Origin of the sequence: Paenibacillus tundrae (assembly GCF_036884255.1) — a bacterium.
GTDB lineage: Bacteria > Bacillota > Bacilli > Paenibacillales > Paenibacillaceae > Paenibacillus.
This window is the reverse complement of record NZ_CP145605.1, coordinates 272,177-292,412: the sequence shown is the minus strand read 5'-3', so window position 1 is coordinate 292,412 and position 20,236 is coordinate 272,177. Positions and strand designations below refer to the sequence as shown.

3 protein-coding genes are annotated in these 20,236 nt (G+C 49.1%); all 3 read right to left on the bottom strand.

The annotated features are described in order from the left end of the window. Window positions 1-58 precede the first annotated feature (58 nt). Genes V6W81_RS01270 through V6W81_RS01260 form a run of 3 tightly spaced genes read right to left on the bottom strand, consistent with a single transcriptional unit; the run spans window position 59 to window position 20,191 of the window. Window positions 59-6,490: an amino acid adenylation domain-containing protein gene (locus V6W81_RS01270; RefSeq protein ID WP_338541315.1), complete on the bottom strand. Its 6,432-nt coding sequence runs from the start codon at window positions 6,488-6,490 to the stop codon at window positions 59-61. A gap of 2 nt (window positions 6,491-6,492) precedes the next feature. Further along, entirely contained in the window at window positions 6,493-14,403 is a 7,911-nt protein-coding gene (locus V6W81_RS01265) for an amino acid adenylation domain-containing protein (RefSeq protein WP_338541314.1), read from the bottom strand. Next, window positions 14,396-20,191 (bottom strand): amino acid adenylation domain-containing protein, encoded by a 5,796-nt coding sequence (locus tag V6W81_RS01260; protein WP_338541313.1) that lies wholly within the window; start codon window positions 20,189-20,191, stop codon window positions 14,396-14,398. The genes V6W81_RS01265 and V6W81_RS01260 overlap by 8 nt, the downstream gene beginning before the upstream one ends. Window positions 20,192-20,236 lie beyond the last annotated feature (45 nt).

Below are 20,236 nucleotides of genomic sequence, written 5' to 3'. Positions count from 1 at the left end.
GCTAGGTTTAAAAGGTTATTCAAAAAGTCCGCTTTGGCGGACTTTTCGAACGTACACTTTAAGGCTGAACAGTTTGGGCTTTCCGTGATATCCGTTTGATCGGAGTAAGTGTGCTGGAGGCAGGAGGTTGTTGCTCTACCTTACCTGCGAACGCTTGTAGAATCGGCTGACCAAATAAATCGGCTAACTTGGCGTCAGTGCCCTGTCTGGCATTCAATCTGGAGATCATCTGTACAGCAAGGAGCGAATGTCCCCCAAGTGCAAAGAAGTCATCATGAATCCCTACTCTGGATACACCTAATACCTCTGTCCAAATTTCGGCAATCACCTGTTCCGTCTGGCTCTGGGGAGCGACGTATTCCTTCACGCCATAAGCCTCATCACCAACTGGATCAGGTAACGCTTTGCGATCTAACTTCCGGTTCGGAGTCAATGGGAACTCATCCATCACCACCCATGCCGATGGAATCATAAAGTGCGGAAGCTTGCGTTTGACATGTTCTCTTATATCCTCAATAACAGGAACCTGAGTATCCCTTCCCGTCAAATAAGCGACCAATTGCGAACCGTGCTGCTTGGTTTCTTTCACCAGTACGAGAGCTGCCTGCACGGATGGATGGCTCGATATAACAGACTCAATCTCCCCAAGCTCTATCCGGAACCCTCGAATCTGCACCTGATGATCTACCCGGCTGACAAATTCAAGGGAAGCATCTTCATTCAATTTCACCAAATCCCCTGTCCGGTACAGTCTCTCTCCAACCTGGAATGGATGCGGGATAAACTTCTCGGCAGTTAACGCTTCACGGTTCAGATAACCGGCAGCAACCCCAACTCCACCAATGTACAACTCTCCTGGAACACCAATCGGAACCGGATGAAGCTGTGGATCTAACACATACAACGTGATATTCGGCAATCCCCACCCAATGGATGGAGCTTGATTATTGGTCTCTCGACTAGCCACACGCCCTTCGGTACTAAAGATAGTACACTCGGTTGGCCCATAAATATTGATATATTCGAACGGAAGATCTGCAGGTGGACGAAGCTGAAGACGGTCTCCACCAACCATAATAGACCGGAATACACCGTCCTGACGCCACGTTAAATCAAGCAATTGCTCGGCAATAACCGGTGGCAAAAAACACCCTATCGTGATGCCTTTGGACAGAAACCACTGTTGTAATACCTGTGCATCCATAACAACTTCCTGCTCCATCAAATGAACACTGGCACCCGCGGTGAGGAACGGCCACACCTCCAGCAACGAAGCATCAAAACCCATCCGCGAAACCTGCGCACTTCGATCCGCAGGTGTAATACCGAAGCGTTCGTGATGCCAGAAGATCACATTTAGCAACCCTTTGTGTTTCAGCATAGCTCCCTTCGGTTTGCCCGTTGAACCTGAGGTATAAATAATATAAGCAATGTCATCGGCAGTGGATGCTGGCACAGGATTTCCGTGATTCCCCTGCATCCATGGTTCACTTTGATCTACGTAGATGACTTCAGATACAGTTGCCGAAGGCTGATGCATAAGGGTCTTTCCTGTAATCAGTATCCCTACTTGGGCATCCTCCATGATGAAACGAAGCCGATCCTCTGGATAGGTTGGATCCAGCGGTACATAGCATGCACCAGATTTGAATACAGCGATCATGGCAATCAGCCAGTCTGTAGAACGCTCCATGCAAACGCCGACATTCATTCCCCGTCTAGCACCCCTGTTACGCAGCTCATGAGCCAGTTGATTCGCCTTATGGTTTAATTCCCCATAACGTAGCTGCTCGTCTCCGTCCGACACGGCAATCGCATCAGGTGCTGTAGCGGCTTGTGCTTCAAACAGTTCGTGAACGCAACGTTCCCAGGAATAATCACGTTGGTTCTGATTCCATTCAACAATGAGCTGATGCTGTTCTTCCTTGGATAGAAGTGGAAGCTCATTCATTGCTTGATCCGGACTCGCCACAATTCCTTCTAACAAAATGTGAAAATGCTGTACGAGTCGCTTCATTCCTGCGCCAGCAAACAAAGCCGTATTATAGATCAGGTCACCACCCAGCCCTTGCTCCTTCTCCTCCATAATAAGAGAAAGATCAAACAGTGCTGTATTCCCCTGAAGCTCAATGGAATGCACATGAACATCAGGAATACTGAATTCATCTGCAGGTGTATTTTGCAAAGTAAAGAGTACTTGAAATAATGGCGTATGACCGGTATCTCGATCAGGCTGCAATTCTTCAACTAGCTTCTCAAAAGGAACATCCTGATGCATATAAGCCTGTAGCGCTGTTTCCTTCACTTGGTTTAGCAATTGGCGGAAGCTCATGTTCCCTGCAAATTGAGATCGGAGTACAAGTGTATTGGCGAAGAAGCCAATCAACCCTTCGGTCTCCTCCTGATTCCGGTTGGCAATCGGCGTACCCACGGCAATATCCTCCTGTTGGGTATACCGGTGCAGTAGAATCTTCCATGCAGATAAAAGTGTCATATATAACGTCGTACCTTCACGGCGAGTCAGCTTCTTCAATTCAGCCAGAAGGGACTCTGCAATATGGAATCGTTCCGTTGCCCCTTCAAATGTCTGAGCAGCCGGACGTGGATAATCCGTTGGCAATTGAAGAATGGACACATCCTGTAGTTGCTGTCTCCAATAGTCTAGTTGGCGATCCATCACACCTTCACCAAGCCACTTCCGCTGCCAGATCGCATAATCTGCATATTGAATCGGAAGTTCTGCAAGAGGCGCAGCCTCTCCGAGCAAATGAGCTGTGTATAATGCACTCAACTCACGGATGAAGACACCCATAGACCATCCATCGGAAATGATATGGTGCATAGTCACCCCCAGCACGTACTCTTGAGGTGCTAGCTGAATTAAAGCGGCACGCAGCAACGGACCCTGACGCAGCGAGAACTCCCGGTCTCCTTCATCTGTAATCCAATTCATTGCTTGTTGGAGAGCATCCGGGTGATTTTGCAGATCCATATAGGTCAGCACCGACGGGATCTCAGGCTGCACCACTTGTAGCGGTTCGTTTCCTTCTCCCGAAAGAAAGTACGTTCGTAGTGACTCATGCCTTTGGATCAGATCATGGATGCTGCGCTCCAGTACCTCCCGTTGAACAGAACCATTCAGACGCCAGAGGGAAGGAATATGATAATTTCGGTTTCCTGGATACATTTGCTCGAAGAACCACATCCGCTGCTGTGCAAAGGATAACGGTACATTCTGTTCACGTGTGACATCCACCATACTGGATGTCGCAGCAACATCCTGCCCACCTTCGGTACTGTGAAGTTCCTGAATCCGCTTCGCCATCTGGGAAAGCACCGGACGTTGGAAGACTTGGGCAAGTGGATACTCAATGCCAAACAGCTTCTTCAGCCTAGATACGATCTGGGTGGCTAAGAGGGAATGACCCCCAAGCTCGAAGAAATGATCATGCGCACCAATTCGCTGTAACCCCAGCACGTCCGACCAGATTCCCGCCAGCATCTCTTCCACCGGATGACGCGGAGCCACATAGTCCTGTGCACTATACAGCTCACTCGGCGTTGGTTCAGGCAGGGCTTTCCGATCCACCTTGCCGTTTGGCGTCACAGGGAATTGATCCAGTACCACCCATGCCGCAGGCAACATGAATTGTGGCAGCTTCGGCTTCATATATTCGCGCAGCTCATTGACAAGGACAGCATTGGCTTTGCCACGGGAGGCTTCCGGCTGAGTTGCAATGTAGGCGACCAGTTGCTTCCCTGTTTCACCGATCTCCCGTGCCTGTACAATGACGCTATGCACCGCTGGATGACCCACTAACACCGACTCGATCTCACCTAATTCGATGCGGAATCCCCGGATTTTCACCTGATGATCCGCACGACCGATGTAGCTCAAGGTGGCATCCGGGTTGTATTTCACTAAGTCACCCGTTCGATACAAACTCTCCCCTGACCGAAACGGATGTGCCACAAACTTCTCGGCATTCAGCTCCTCCCGGTTCAAGTACCCGATAGCGACCCCAACACCGCCAATGTACAACTCCCCGGGTACCCCGCGAGGTACTGGATTCTGGTGGGCATCCAATACGTACAATTGCGTATTCGGAAGTGCTCCACCAATCGATGGAGGGGTGAAGCTACCATCCTCCGCCTCCACCGTAGACACGGTGCTGAGAATCGTACATTCCGTTGGCCCATAGATATTCACGTAATCGAAGGTGAGATGCGCTGGTGGACGCATCTGCAGTCGTTCACCCCCTGCGAGCAGTGCTCGCAATGCCCCATCCTGCGGCCAGGTAAGCGGCAGCAGCTGCTCTGCCACCACTGGAGGCAGGAAGCAGCTCAAGGTAATCTGGTGATCCAGCAACCAGTGTTGCAATCCCTCGGGGTTCAGCACAATCTCTTGCTCCATCAGATGCACACTGCCTCCGGAGCAGAGCAGCGGCCAAGTCTCCAGCAAGGAAGCATCGAAGCCCATCCGCGCGATCTGAGCACCGCGGTCTGCGGGGCTTGTCCCAAACCGACCCTGGTGCCACAGAACAACGTTCAGCAAGCCTTGATGACGAAGGATTGCGCCCTTAGGCTGTCCTGTAGAACCCGACGTATAGATCACATAAGCCGGATCTTGTGCAGTCGCCCATGGCTCTGGATTAGCTCTGTATTCACTGATTTCACCGTTCTCGACGCTACTCCACGTACCCCATTCCGATTCCTGATCCAAACAGAGCACCTCTACCGATGGCTCTACGGTTAACCGGGTCAGCACTTGCGAATGGGTCACCAACAGCGGGACGTTTGCATCTGCCATCATATAAGCCAGTCGTTCCTCAGGATAGGTCGGGTCTAGCGGCACATAGCAGGCTCCTGATTTGAACACCCCAAGCATGCCAACTAACCAGTCAACGGAACGCTCCGTGCAGACTCCTACATAACTCCCCGGACGTGCACCCCGATTACGGAGAGTGTGCGCCAAGACATTCGCCCGTTCATTTAGCTCACCATACGTGATCTGCCGATCCTTGTCCGTTGCAGCGAGTGCTTCGGGCGCTTTAGCCGCTTGCTCTTCCACCAGCTGGTGCACAAGACAGCTCCAATCATAGGCTTGATCCGTCTCATTCCAATCGACCAGTAGCTGCTGGCGTTCTGCAGCAGTCACCATGCCTAACTGAGCAAGTGAACGATCCGGCGTTGCCGCCATTTGGCGCAGCAGTTCCATGAAATGACCGGATAAACGCTCGATCCATTCGGCATCAAATCGGTCGCTTTTATACATCACCTTCATATGTAACTCCGACTCTGCGGGTGAGAGAGATACGGTGATCGGGAAGTTCGTTTTCTCCGCAGCCTTGATTTCCGTAATCCTTACCAATTCCTCACCTGGCTGGTCGTCAATCGGTGTAGGATAATTCTCAAAAACAAACAATGTCTCGAATAACGGTTGATCCTGCGGTACGGCGCTCCAGTTACGAATATCTACGAGAGAGGTATGCTCATACTGTCTAATAGTCGACTGTCTACGATGGACAGATTGAAGCCATTCACGAACGACCTGCTCTCCATCTACTTGGATACGTAATGGTAACGTATTAATGAAGAGGCCTACCATATGCTCAGCGCCTTCAAGCTCTACTCCACGTCCTGAGCTGGTTACGCCAAACAGCACGTCCGATTCCTGACTGTACCGGCTCAGCATAAGAGCCCAGGCACCTTGAAGCACGGTGTTCACCGTGATACGGCTCTCTGTAGCTAGTTTTTTGATCGCAGTAGTGTACTCCTCTGGAATGGTTAAGTCATGCTGAGCAGATAAAGTCTCTTCTTCCGCACTTCCGCCAAGGTTCATTCCGAGCTGCGTCGGTGAATCAAAGCCCTGTAACTCCTGTTTCCAGAACGTCTCAGCCGCCCCAGCATCCTGATTTCGAAGCCACTGAATGAAGTCTCTATAAGGACGCACCTCTGGTAACTGCATATGTTGCCCACGTACCAATGATTGATATATGTGAAGCAACTCTGCCTGTACTACAGAGAAGCTCCACCCGTCAAATAACAGATGGTGGCACATCCACACCATATTGTAGCGTTCTTCTTCCCACTGAATGAGGGATACACGCATTAAAGGAACCTTTTTTAGGTCAATACCTCGCTCCTGATCCTCGGTAAGAAAACGTGCCAGAGCAGCTTCTCTGTCTGAAGTTTCAAGCGCTTGCCAATCATGCCGTTCAAGTGTGATCCGTGCCTGGCGATATACAGCCTGCAAAGGTTCTGCTGTGCTATTCCATAGAAATCGGGTTCTGAAAACCGAGTGCCGCTCAATCAAAATGTTCCAAGCTTCCTCCATCACGCCCAGGTTCAGTGAACCCTCCACTTCAAGATTGATCTGAGTAAGGTACGTATCGTTAGCCTGTATACCCTGATCGTACAGGGAATGGAATAGCATTCCCTGTTGGATCGGCGACAGAGGATAGATATCGACAACATCTTTGTTCTTCACGGTCAGTACTCCTCCTCTAGTTCGTTTGCAATACTCTCCAGTTCGAATTCGGATAATTGGTTATCTTGGAGCACTTGGGATAGCTTGTTCACCATTCCGGTATGTTGGACAAGTGCCACCGCCTCTTGAATCACTTCATTAAAATAATCTGCTGCTCTCTCTACGCTACTCGTTGAAAATTGACGACTGCTATACATCCATTTCAAATGAAGTTCTCCACCTGATATCCAGCACACTACATCAATCAAATGACCTCGTTCATTGTCTGAACCCCAGTCAAGACTCGTATATTCTTCCGTTTCCTCGAACCCGGAATATTTGCCGGACGTCTGATATTGACCCAGATAATTGAAGCTCGCTATAGGTGCTACAGCATTCTGATTTAACACCGGATGGCGCTTCAGGTAGCGCAAAATGCCATAATCCATGCCTTTGTTCGGAATACCGAGAAGCTGCTCCTGAACATGCTTGATCAGTCCGTCTACTTGATGAACACCGCTGAGATTCACGTACACAGGATACATGCTGGTAAACCATCCAATCGTACGGTTCAGGTTCAGATCCTCGGCGATCTCTTCACGGCCATGCCCTTCAAGATGAATCCATACGTGGTCGCTTGCACTCCAATTCGCTAACGTGCTGGCAAAAGCAGCAAATAGAACCTCATTAACCTGAACATGCAACTGCCGAGTAACTTCTTCTCGCAATACAGTAGTTGGCTCCATCTTCAACGTTCTGAGGACAACTGTTGTATCTGCTACCTGATTGCTACCCTGTGCATCGTCTAATTTAAGCTGGAATTCATGACGCTTAACCTGCTCACTAACATTTGCCCAGTACTGCTCAACATGTTCGGGAATGTTATGATTTGCATAATCGGCCAATCGCTCTGACCATTTCAGGTACGACGTCGTTTTTAACGGAAGACGTACTTTCTGCTGAGACGCCAGCTTCGTGTAGATATTCTCCAGATCCTCCATCAAAATTCTCCACGATACACTGTCCACGACCAGATGGTGAATGACGATTGCCAGTAGATCTGACCGCGTGGAACCCATACGCATGTAAAGGGACTGCCACAATGGACCCGCTTCAATATCCAGGCTGGACTGAATCTGATTCAATTCAGACGTTACGGTCGTTTGAATATCCGTATCCTGTACATGAGATAAATCTCGAATCGTAAGTTGTACCTCGGTACCCGAGTCACGGCAGGTCTGTGTCCATACTTGTTGTCGGTCATCCAAGCTGAACGTCATACGCAATGCATCGTGATGGGATTCCAGCAGCTCTAGCGTCTGGTGCAGGATATCCAGCTGCAATGGCTCTCCTACCTTGATCACCACGGACTGGTTCCAGTGATTCGGACTCGCATGTTGTTGTGCAAAAAACCATTCCTGGATCGGAGTTAACGGCGCTGTTCCAGTAACCGATCCCTGATCTTCATTTAAGCTCCGTACCTCCCCAGCTCGAACAGCAAGTTCGGCGATGGTAGGGTAGAGGAAGACCTGCTGATTTTTGAGAGCAATGCCACGCTCATTCGCTTTGAAAATCATCTGGATACTGACAATAGAGTCACCGCCCAGTTCGAAGAAATTATCTTCCACACCGATCTGTGTAACTCCCAGAACCTCACTCCAGATCTCGCACAGCACTTCTTCGACAGGTGTACGAGGCGTTACATGATTCTCCTTATTGTCATTCTCTTGTGTATTCGGTTCAGGTAATGCTTTGCGGTCTACCTTTCCATTCGGTGTAAGAGGCAACTCATCAAGATGAACCCAAGCGGCTGGGATCATATACTGTGGCAGCTTTTGCTTCATATAGTTCCGAAGCTCTGACACCATCTGCTCCTGCTCACCCTGTAATGTAAAATAAGCGACCAATTGTCTGCCTGTACCTGCAGTCTCTCTTACCTGCACGATGGCAGAATTCACGGCTGGATGCCCTGCCAACACGGACTCAACCTCACCCAGTTCAATTCGAAAGCCACGAAGCTTCACCTGGTGATCTGCCCGTCCAACAAATTCCAATGTAGCATCTGTTCGATAACGAACCAGATCTCCCGTTCGATACAGACGCTCTCCAGCCTTGAACGGATGTGGAATAAATGCCTCTGCTGTTAGCTCTTCGCGGTTGAGATAACCGAAGGCCAGTCCTACACCACCGATATACAATTCACCCGGTACACCCACCGGTACCAAATTTCGCTGGCGATCCAGCACGTATAACTCGGTATTAGGCAGAACACTTCCGATGGAAGGAGCCACATTCAGCGTGTCTGCCTTCTTCGGAGCTACCGTTCCTGCTGTACAGAGAATGGTATATTCTGTTGGGCCATAATGGTTCGTATATTCAAAGGGCAGACCGGCTGGCGGTTGAACCTGAAGCCGATCCCCACCAGTCATCATTGTGCGCAGTGATCCATGGGACGGCCAGCGTTGATCCAAGAGCTGTTCTGCAATAATAGGAGATAAGAAGCAACGGGTAATACCTTCGGCATGAATCCGCTCTCGAATCGCCTCTGCATCCGCTACGATATCCTGCTCCAAAATATGAATACTCGCCCCAGCGCTTAGGAATGGCCAGACCTCTAGAATCGAGGCGTCGAAGCCCATCCGCGCAGCTTGTGCGGCGCGATCACGCGGGGTTACGCCATACCGTTCGTGATGCCAACGTGCAACATTGAGGAGACCGCGATGCTTGAGCACGACACCTTTGGGCAGACCCGTCGAGCCTGATGTGTAGATGATATAGGCTGCATCATCCGGCGTTGTCGTTATTGAAGGATTGTTGTCATGACCACTCCTGAGCCACGTTTCCTCCTGATCAATACAGATCGTTTCTGCCGTCCATTGCAAACGATCCATCAGAACAGACTGTGTAATCAGTAGTGGAACACGAGCATCCTGCATCATATATTCCAGTCTTCCTTCGGGATAACTCGGATCGAGTGGAACGTAACATCCTCCGGATTTGAATACAGCAACCATCGCAGTCAGCCATTCGGGAGAACGATCAATATAGACACCTACATTGGTACCAGGAACAACGCCTCGTCTACGAAGCTCATGAGCCAGTTGATTCGCTTTACGGTTCATCTCTCCATAACTTAACTGGTCATTCAAGTAAGCTACTGCCAGTTGATCAGGTGCACTCGCCGCATGCATCTCGAATAGTTCATGTACACATTGCTCAAGGGAATAATCCCGCTCAGTTTGATTCCATTCCACTAACAGAAGATTCTCTTCTTCCTTGGATAACAAAGGTAGCTGGCTAATAACCTGTTCCGGCGCACTTGAGATACCTTCCAGTAAAATGTGTAGATGCCCTACCATCCGCTGGATGCTCTGCTGATCGAACAATCCTGTATTGTAGATCAATTCTCCCGATATACCTTCGCCGCTTTCCTCCATAATCAGAGACAGGTCGAATAATGCAGTTGTGCTTGCCTGCTCTACCGAAGTTACCTTCATGTCCGGAAGTCGGATATCGTCTCCAGGGGCATTCTGTAATGCAAAAAATACTTGGAACAGCGGAGTGTAGCTCGGTTCCCGATCAGGCTGGAGTTCGCTTACGAGCTTCTCAAACGGTACATCTTGATGCATGTAGGCACCCAGTGCCATTTCCTTCACTTGGGACAACAACTCTCGGAAACGTAAATCATCCGACAGATGTGCACGCATCACGAGTGTATTCGCAAAGAAACCGATCAACCCCTCCGTTGCCTCCTGGTTCCGATTCGCAATCGGTGTACCCACCGTAATATCCTCTTGCTGGCTATAACGGTATAAGAGCACATTCCACGCTGACAGCAACAGCATGTATAACGTGACTCCTTCACGGCGGCTTAGCTGCTGCAAGGATTGAAGTAGAGAAGGTGCTAGCGTGAAACGCTCCGCCGCTCCCTCAAATGTCTGCACAGCAGGACGCGGGTAATCTGTCGGCAACTGCAGTACAGATACCCCCTGTAATTGCTGCCTCCAGTACTGCATCTGTTGTTCTAATATTCCATCCGCAATCCACTTTCGTTGCCACACCGCGAAGTCAGCATATTGAATAGGTAGCTCTGGCAGCACCCGTTCTACTGCATTACTCGACCCACCGGATACATCCGAATCATTCAAAGCCGAATATATTTCACCCAATTCCCGGGCAAAAATACTCATCGACCAGCCATCCGATATAATATGGTGCATCGTCACACTAAACAGATATTCTTGCGGTGCAATCTGTATTAACAATGCGCCCAGCAGCGGGCCTGCCTGCAGTGAAAAGGCTTGATCGCGATCTTCATCAATCCTGTGAAGTGCCTGTTCAAGCGGGTTAGAATGATCCTGCCAATCCAGATAAGTAAACACAGAAGGTAATGTCGGTAAAATGTGCTGCATCGGATCTCCGTTTGATCCAGATAAAAAACAGGTACGGAGCGATTCATGCCGCTGTATCAATTTCGCTAAGCTATTCTCAAGCAGATCTGGTCGCAACTGACCATGAATCCGCCAAAGGGAAGGGATATGATAACTGCGATTGCCTGGATACATCTGTTCAAAGAACCACATCCGTTGCTGTGCATAGGACAATGGCAATTCCCGCTCCCGAGAAACCCTAACAATCTCTTCAGGAGCAATTCGTTCTTCCTGAATTTCCTGAATCTCACGAATGGACTTCGCCATCTGAGAGAGCATCGGACGTTGAAAGACTTGGGCAAGTGGATACTCAATGCCAAACAGCTTTTTCACCCTAGATACGATCTGGGTGGCTAAGAGGGAATGACCCCCGAGCTCGAAGAAATGATCATGCGCACCAATTCGCTGTAACCCCAGCACGTCCGACCAGATTCCCGCCAGCATCTCTTCCACCGGATGACGCGGAGCCACATAGTCCTGTGCACTATACAGCTCACTCGGCGTTGGTTCAGGCAGGGCTTTCCGATCCACCTTGCCGTTTGGTGTTACAGGGAATTGATCTAGTACCACCCATGCCGCAGGCAACATGAATTGCGGCAGCTTCGGCTTCATATATTCGCGCAGCTCATTGACAAGGACAGCATTGGCTTTGCCACGGGAGGCTTCCGGCTGAGTTGCAATGTAGGCGACCAGTTGCTTCCCTGTTTCGCCGATCTCCCGTGCCTGTACAATGACGCTATGCACCGCTGGATGACCCACTAACACCGACTCGATCTCACCTAATTCGATGCGGAATCCCCGGATTTTCACCTGATGATCCGCACGACCGATATAGCTCAAGGTGGCATCCGGGTTGTATTTCACTAAGTCACCCGTTCGATACAAACGCTCCCCTGACCGAAACGGATGTGCCACAAACTTCTCGGCATTCAGCTCCTCCCGGTTCAAGTACCCGATAGCGACCCCAACACCGCCAATGTACAACTCTCCTGGTACCCCGCGAGGTACTGGATTCTGGTGGGCATCCAATACGTACAATTGTGTATTCGGAAGTGCTCCACCAATCGATGGAGGGGTGAAGCTACCATCCTCCGCCTCCACCGTAGAAACAGTGCTGAGAATCGTACATTCCGTTGGCCCATAGATATTCACGTAATCAAAGGTGAGATGCGCTGGTGGACGCATTTGCAGTCGTTCACCCCCTGCGAGCAGTGCTCGCAATGCCCTATCCTGCGGCCAGGTCAGCGGCAGCAACTGCTCTGCGACCACTGGAGGCAGGAAGCAGCTCAAGGTGATCTGGTGATCCAGCAACCAGTGTTGCAATCCCTCGGGGTTCAGCACGATCTCTTGCTCCATCAGGTGCACACTGCCTCCGGAGCAGAGCAGCGGCCAGGTTTCCAGCAAGGAAGCGTCAAAGCCCATCCGCGCGATCTGAGCACCGCGGTCTGCCGGGCTTGTCCCAAACCGACCCTGGTGCCACAAAACAACGTTCAGCAAGCCTTGATGACGAAGGATTGCGCCCTTAGGCTGTCCTGTAGAACCCGACGTATAGATCACATAGGCTGGATCTTGCGCGGTTGCCCACGGCTCCGGATTAGCTCTGTACTCACTGTTCTTACTGTTCTTACTGTTCTCACTGATTTCACCGTTCTCGCCGCTATCCAATATCCCCCATTCCGATTCCTGATCCAAACAGAGCACCTCAACCGATGGCTCTACGGTTAACCGGGTCAGCACTTGCGAATGGGTCACCAACAGCGGGACGTTTGCATCCGCCATCATATAAACCAGTCGTTCCTCAGGATAGGTCGGATCTAGCGGCACATAGCAGGCTCCTGATTTGAACACCCCAAGCATGCCAACTAACCAGTCAACGGAACGATCCGTGCAGACTCCTACATAACTCCCCGGACGTGCACCCCGATTACGGAGAGTGTGCGCCAAGACATTCGCCCGTTCATTTAGCTCACCATACGTGATCTGCCGATCCTTGTCCGTTGCAGCGAGTGCTTCGGGTGCTTTAGCCGCTTGCTCTTCTACCAGCTGGTGCACAAGACAGCTCCAGTCATAGGCTTGATCCGTCTCATTCCAATTGACCAGTAGCTGCTGGCGTTCTGGGGCAGACAATAGCTCAAACTGATCCAACGTCTGCTCTGGATTAGCCATAGCCTGTTCCAGAAGTCGCTGGAAATGACCTACCATGCGGGCCACCGTTTCCTCATGAAACAGGTCGGTATTATATTCGAATAAGCCACGAAGTCCGTCCTGATTCTGCTCCATCGTCAGTGACAGATCAAACAAAGACGTTCTCCAATTCACCTCTATTGCACCCACCTCAAGCGTATCCAACTGTAGAGTGACATCATCGTTCTCTTCCATCGTGAACAACACTTGAAACAGTGGAGATACACCCGGATCTCGATCGGGATGAAGCTCCTCAACCAGCTTCTCGAACGGTAAATCCTGATTTTTGTAAGCTAACATTGCCTCGTTCTTCACTTGCTGCACCACTTCAGCAAAACTTGTGTTTCCCTGAAGCCGCGTTCGCATAACGAGTGTATTCACAAACGATCCAATGAGAGGTGTGACTTCCTGTCGTACCCGATTGGCAATAGGTGTACCTACAGCAATGTCTTCCTGCTGGCTGTAACGGTATATTAGGGTTTTGAACGCAGATAGAAAAATCATGTAGAGTGTCACTTTGTGCTCACGACTGTAGTGCTGGAGAGACCTCTCCAATGTAGATGACAGGCTAAATCTAGCATGATCTCCCCGATACGTCTGCACAGAAGGGCGAGGGAAGTCAGTTGGAAGCTGCAACATCTGTACACCGTCTAACCGCTCCTTCCAGAACTGCAGCTGTTCACTTGCCTGCTCACTCTGTAGCCAGTCTCGTTGCCAGACCACATAATCACTGTATTTGATATCGAGCGGTGCAAGTGTATACGAACTTCCCTTTGCCATCGCGGAGTACAGCGTTGTTAACTCCTCGGACAACAGACGGATCGACCAGCCATCGGATATGATGTGATGCATATTGACGAGTAGTACATAATCATTCTCGCCAACCGGGAGAACAGCAGCCCTGAACAACGGACCTTGTCCAAGATCGAAGACACGATTCTTCTCCTGCTCCACACGCTCCATGATAGCCTGTTCCATCTCTTGTTCCTTATCTAGAGATAATCGTTCCAACTTGAACTGCAGCTGAGGCTGAATCGATTGAACGACTTGACCATTCATATTGTGAAACGTAGCACGGAGCGAATCATGGCGATCCACAATCACCTGAAAACACTGCTCAAGCACCTGCCAATCCAATGAACCACGAATACGCCAGTTTAATGAAATGTTATAACCGACATTCACAGGGTCGAATTGATGTATGAACCAGATTCGCTGCTGTGTATATGAAAGTGGGAAGTACTTCTTCTCCCCTTTCTTTTGCAAAAGCGCTTTGAGTAGCTCTCTCTTTTGTTCCATTGAGGTTTCAATTTTATCCAAGATGCTGATCCTCCTCTAATAGAGCTGCGAGTAATTCCTCGACTTCCTTCTCGGTTAATGCATCCACAACGATATCCGCAGTTTCCTCGCGTTGAATTGCTGTGAGCGGTTTTGACGTCAATTGCCAGTCAGGGTGCGTTTCCTCGATATATGTTGCCAGTTCATGGACGGTAGGATGGTCAAAAATATCACCCAGCGGAATCGAGATATGGCAAGCCTGCTCTACCTGGAACAGGAATTGTGTAAGCTTCAACGAATGTCCGCCGATCTCAAAAAAGTGATCATGGATTCCCACTTGTTCCAGTGACAGCACATTAGCACATATCTGGCATAGCATTGCCTCCAAATCTGTGGTTGGTTCAACATAATCATTCGAAGGCGTAACATGAGAGTCATCAGGTTCCGGCAATGCTTTACGATTAATTTTGCCACTTGGCGAGAGCGGCATAGACTCCAGCTCGACCCAAAGTGTCGGGATCATATAGTAAGGTAGTGATTGGCGTGCGAACTCTCTTAGCTCAGACACCGTAACCTGCAATCCACTTTTGACTACAAAATAACCTACGAGCTGTTTGTCTCCAGGCACCGCTTCGTTCACAGTGACCACCATGGAATCCACGGCAGCATGCTGGTGCATGTACTGCTCGATCTCATGCAGCTCGATGCGGAAGCCCCTAACTTTCACCTGATAATCGGCTCTCCCCAAATATTCCACATGTCCGTCTGCACGATATTTGGCTAGGTCACCCGTCTTGTAGACACGTCCTCCCGATCTATAGGGATGTGCAATAAACTTCTCGGAAGTGAGCTGTTCCAAGTTGTGATACCCTCGTGCAAGCCCTTTTCCTCCGATATGCAGCTCCCCAGCTACTCCGATCGGAACCGGATTCAAATACGGATCAAGAATATACAGTTCTGTATTATCAATCGGCTGACCCAAATCTACGGTATCTGCATGTGTCAGATCACGAGCAAGCGACCAGACTGTGGTTTCTGTAGGGCCATAAAGGTTGAAGATTTTGCCTTGAAATCGACTTTGTAATTGTTGCAGCAGAGCCATCGGTAGTGCTTCCCCGCCTAGCATAATTCCGGTCATTCCACTTAACCGTTGTTCCATCTGCTCATCCACCCATATCTGTTGCAGACGTGAAGGCGTAAGCTGCATCCAGTCTGGTGACGTGCGCGCTAGGAACTGGTTCAGCGCATGAACATCCGTCTGCTCTCTACCTGAAGCTAGAGCTACTTCCATTCCAGCAATAAGGGGCACGAGTGCCTCTAGAGCAAATATGTCAAATGATACGGTCGTTAGCGCAGCAATGCGATCTCCAGCCTTGAAATCAAGCAGTCGAATCATGCTATGTGCAAAGTTAGCAAGTGCTTCATGGGTGATTTCCACACCCTTAGGTCTGCCTGTCGAACCCGAGGTATACATGATATAAGCCAAATCCTGCAGGTTCGTGAATGAAAGACGTTCCTCATCCTTTTGATTCGTTTCCATAGGCGGCACTGACATGATGTGGCCTGCGTAATCCTGTGGAACCTGCATCGAACCATCACATAACACGAGACTGGCTCCACTGTCGCTTAACATATAGCTAATCCGATCTGCCGGGAGAGCAGGATCAATAGGAACATAAGCACAGCCTGATTTCATAATCCCAAGTATGCCAACCATCATCTCCATGGAACGTTCCATATACAGAGCGACACAGTCACCTGACTGCACATGCTCAAGCAATCGAAATGCTAGTTGATTACTCCAGCGCTCTAATTGCTGATAGGATATACTGTCTTCTCCAAAGGTAAGCGCCGTTTGAGCTGGCGTCTGCATAGCCTGCAAACTGACCAATTCCGGCAATGCAACTCTTCCCGGGAAGCTCCGTTCCGTCTGATTCCACTCCTGAATCATAAGCTGATGCTCTGCTTCTGACTGAATTGAAATATCTTTTAATTGGAGCTGAGGTTGTGCAACAACCGCCTCCAGCAGTGTTACGAGATGATCCTTCATTCTTACAATGGTTGCTTCATGGAACAGATCCGTATCGTACACCCATTCCCCCGTTAATCCGTGCTCGGTTTCCTTAAACGTGAGGGATAGATCAAATTGAGCAATGCCAAAATCCATTTCGTATAATTCCATATTGAGATTAGGCATAATCACCTTTTCGTCCGGCGTGTTATGAAGTGCAAAAAACACTTGAAAGAGTGGTGAGGTCTCTCTCTTCCGTTCCGGTTGCAGCTTCTCAACTAGTTGCTCGAATGGATACTCCTGATGGGCATAAGCCTCAATGGATACCTTCTTCACCTGTGCTAACAAATCCAAGAATGACTGCTCTGGCGAGACATGTGTGCGGAGAACAAGTGTATTCACAAAAAGTCCGATGAGCTCTTCGGTCTCAGGCCAGTTTCGATTCGTAATAGGAGAACCGACCGCTATATCTTCCTGATAGGTATAGCGATACAACAGTACGTTGAAAGCAGATAACAGCGTCATATACAAAGTCGTTTCTACCGTTTCACATATACGCTTCAAATCGTTGTTTAATGAATCTTCTATATGAAATGCAAGTGTTTTCCCACTTCGCTTATTCTGCTGCTTAGACTTACTTCTATCTGTAGGCAGGGATAAAGGCGTCAGATTAGCTAACTGCTTCACCCAATATTCCTCATGTCTGCGAAGAACATCGCCACTTAACCATTGCCGCTGAACCTGGGCATAGTCTTCATACTGCACCTTTAACGGTTCAAGCGACGTAGGACGGCCCAGCAGGTAATCTCCGTACAGCAAACCTAGTTCCCTAACAAACAACTGAACGGACCATTCATCAGATACAATATGATGCATATTGAGGAACAGCAGGTACTCCTCTTCCCCCAGTCGGAACAAACGCATACGAACTAATTGTCCTAAGGTCAAATCGAAGGGGCGCATTACCTCCTGCTCCATCCATTGTAGGGATTCACTACGAGTAATAACTTTATCTTCATACGTAAGAATTGAATTGTCAGCAGCTATAGGTACAGTTGCATAACCAGGTTCTCCGCCGATATTCGGATACTTACTTCGAAGGATTTGATGCCGTGATAGGATCTGATGAATTGCTCGTTCCAGTGCATCCAGATTCAGTGAACCTTTTACATCCCATACATAGGGCATATGATCACTGTAGGAATCCTGATGAAGCTGATGTGTGAACCAGAAGCGCTTTTGGGCAAAAGAAGGCTCTGGCTTCGCTAAATTAGATTGGGGTAGCAGCGCTGGTCGTAACTCCGATTCGTTACCGTTCAGCAGTCTGCTATCAATAAGCTTTGATAAGCCCGCAATGGTTGGTCGCTCAAAGAACTCTGCGATGGTCATATCAATAGGATAGGACTGTCGAATACGAGAAATAATTCTTGTAGCTAATAGAGAATGCCCTCCAAGCATGAAAAACGGATCATGTAGCCCAATCTCACTCAGTCCAAGGACATCAGACCATATAGCAAGCACCTGTCGCTCCGTAGGCCGATATTCCGAGGGGTTTAGCTTCAAGGAATCCTCATGTTTTCTCTCAGGCCATGGCAGTGATTTTCGATCCAGCTTGCCATTAGGCAACAATGGGATACTGTCTAGCTCAATCCAGAAGGAAGGAATCATATACTCAGGTAAGCGATCTTTCAAAAAAGCATATAGTTCCTCTGTACTCACTGCACCAGTATGGGGCATTCTGGGCACATAATAGAGCACAATCCTTTTATCATCCGGCGAAAATTCGTGAACCATCGCTACATTATTCTTCAATAAAGGATGCTGGGATAATAAAGCTTCGATCTCACCCAGCTCGATGCGGAATCCCCGAATTTTGACCTGATTATCGATACGACCTACGATCTCCAGACAGCCATCGGGATGATAACGTACTAGATCACCCGTCTTGTACATGCGAGACCCCGGTTCAAAAGGGTTGTCCAGAAAAACAGAACGATTCAGATCAGGTTGTTGCAAGTAACCATACGCCACGCCCTCTCCGCCGATGTAAAGCTCCCCGGCAAACCCAGGTGGCATGAGTTGCTGACGCTCATCAAGTACATACATCCGAGCGTTAGGAATAGCGTATCCTGCTGGAATGCGGCCATAATCCTCTTTCATCTGGCTCATGTCAAACAATGTGGTCGTAACCGTTGCCTCTGTGGGACCATACGTATTGATCAACCGGATCTGATCTCCGGCTAGCTGAAGCCACTTTTCGTAAATGAGCATAGAAGGTTGTTCGGCATTAAGCAGCACCATGCGCAGGTTATCAGGCAAAGGAAATCCGAATTCTCCGCAGTCCTCAACCCAACTATGCCAGAACGCAGTAGGTAAGCTTAATACGCTGATGTGCTGTTCGATGATATATGTTGTAAAGGCTGAATCTGGATAGCGATATGGATCAGGGACAAATACAACCGTTGCACCACTCAGCCAGAACGGAAAGATCTCTTCAATCGTGGCATCAAAACTAATCGGTGCAAATTGTAAAACTCGATCTGCTGATGATATGTCCAAGGCATGAATAATGGAGTACAGATAACCGGTCAATGAGCGGTGACGAATCGCCACACCCTTCGGAAATCCGGTAGATCCCGACGTGAAAATAACATAAGCAAGCAGATCAGCGTGTGCCCTCTGTTGGTAGGTCATAGCTTGAGAAGCAATGCTGTCCTGTTCTATCCCTAAATGAATCTTGGTTACGTCACTTCCCAGTTCGAGGTCTGCCTCATCTATAATTAAAAATCCTAGCTCAGCTTGCCCAGCCATATATTCCAGCCGACTTACAGGGTAACTGATATCAAGTGGTACATAGGCTCCACCACATTTCAGAACAGCCAGCTTGGCCACAGCCATATGTACGGATCGACTCACATATATGCCAACATGATCGCCGGGAACCACACCCCTGGTCTCCAAATAATTCGCTAGCCGGTTAGATGCCTCTGCAAGCTCACGATAGCTCATGCGGGCATCCAGTGATTCCACCGCTATCGCATCCGGTGTGCTCTGGGCTTGAAGGTCGAAAAGCTCATGCACACATTGCTCCTGAGGAAACTCAAGGTGCGGCGCACACCACTCCGATAATAGCTGTTCTTTCTCGTATGGGGTCAGAAAAGATACGGTATCTACATCCAAGTCAGGCTGCACAGCAATCTGAGCAAGCAACGATACAAGATGATCACGCATACCGTTTATCTTGTCCTCATCAACCGTGTTACCATGACTTAATAGCTGGACGTTACATGAAGCCCCCGTCATACTCCATATCAGCTCAGTGGAGAACGAGTCTTCAAGCGATGATAGCGTATTAGCTTGAATTTCTTGCTTCTCCTCTTTTCTGACTAACCCTAGCGCATCCTCTATGTTAAAAAATACTCGCATCGTCCAATTGTCTGAACACTTCTCCGTTGTAGCCATCCCCTCTGTCCACGACTCCAGGCAAAGGCTTGCTTGTTCAGCAATCTTTCTAAATTGATCATGAATTTGAGTTAATAGCTTCGAAAAGGGAAGCGCAGGTGTAAAAACGGTGTTTACCGAAATTACATCCTTCAAATCCTCTCCAGAAAGCGAAGGGTAATCCATTGCTTCATCCCGCGGGAAAATGAGGGCGATATCCACCTCATCCTTACCGGAATATCGATGTAAGAGAACCTGTACAGCTGCTAGTATCATCATGCTCATAGAGGTATCCTGTGCCCGGCATATCCCCCGCAGCTCTTGTATTAATGAATGATCCACATCCAGAAAGGAGATGCTCCGTTCAGAATAAATCAACTCTATCCGCTCCCTTGACTATGATGATCCATTACACGAATGGAG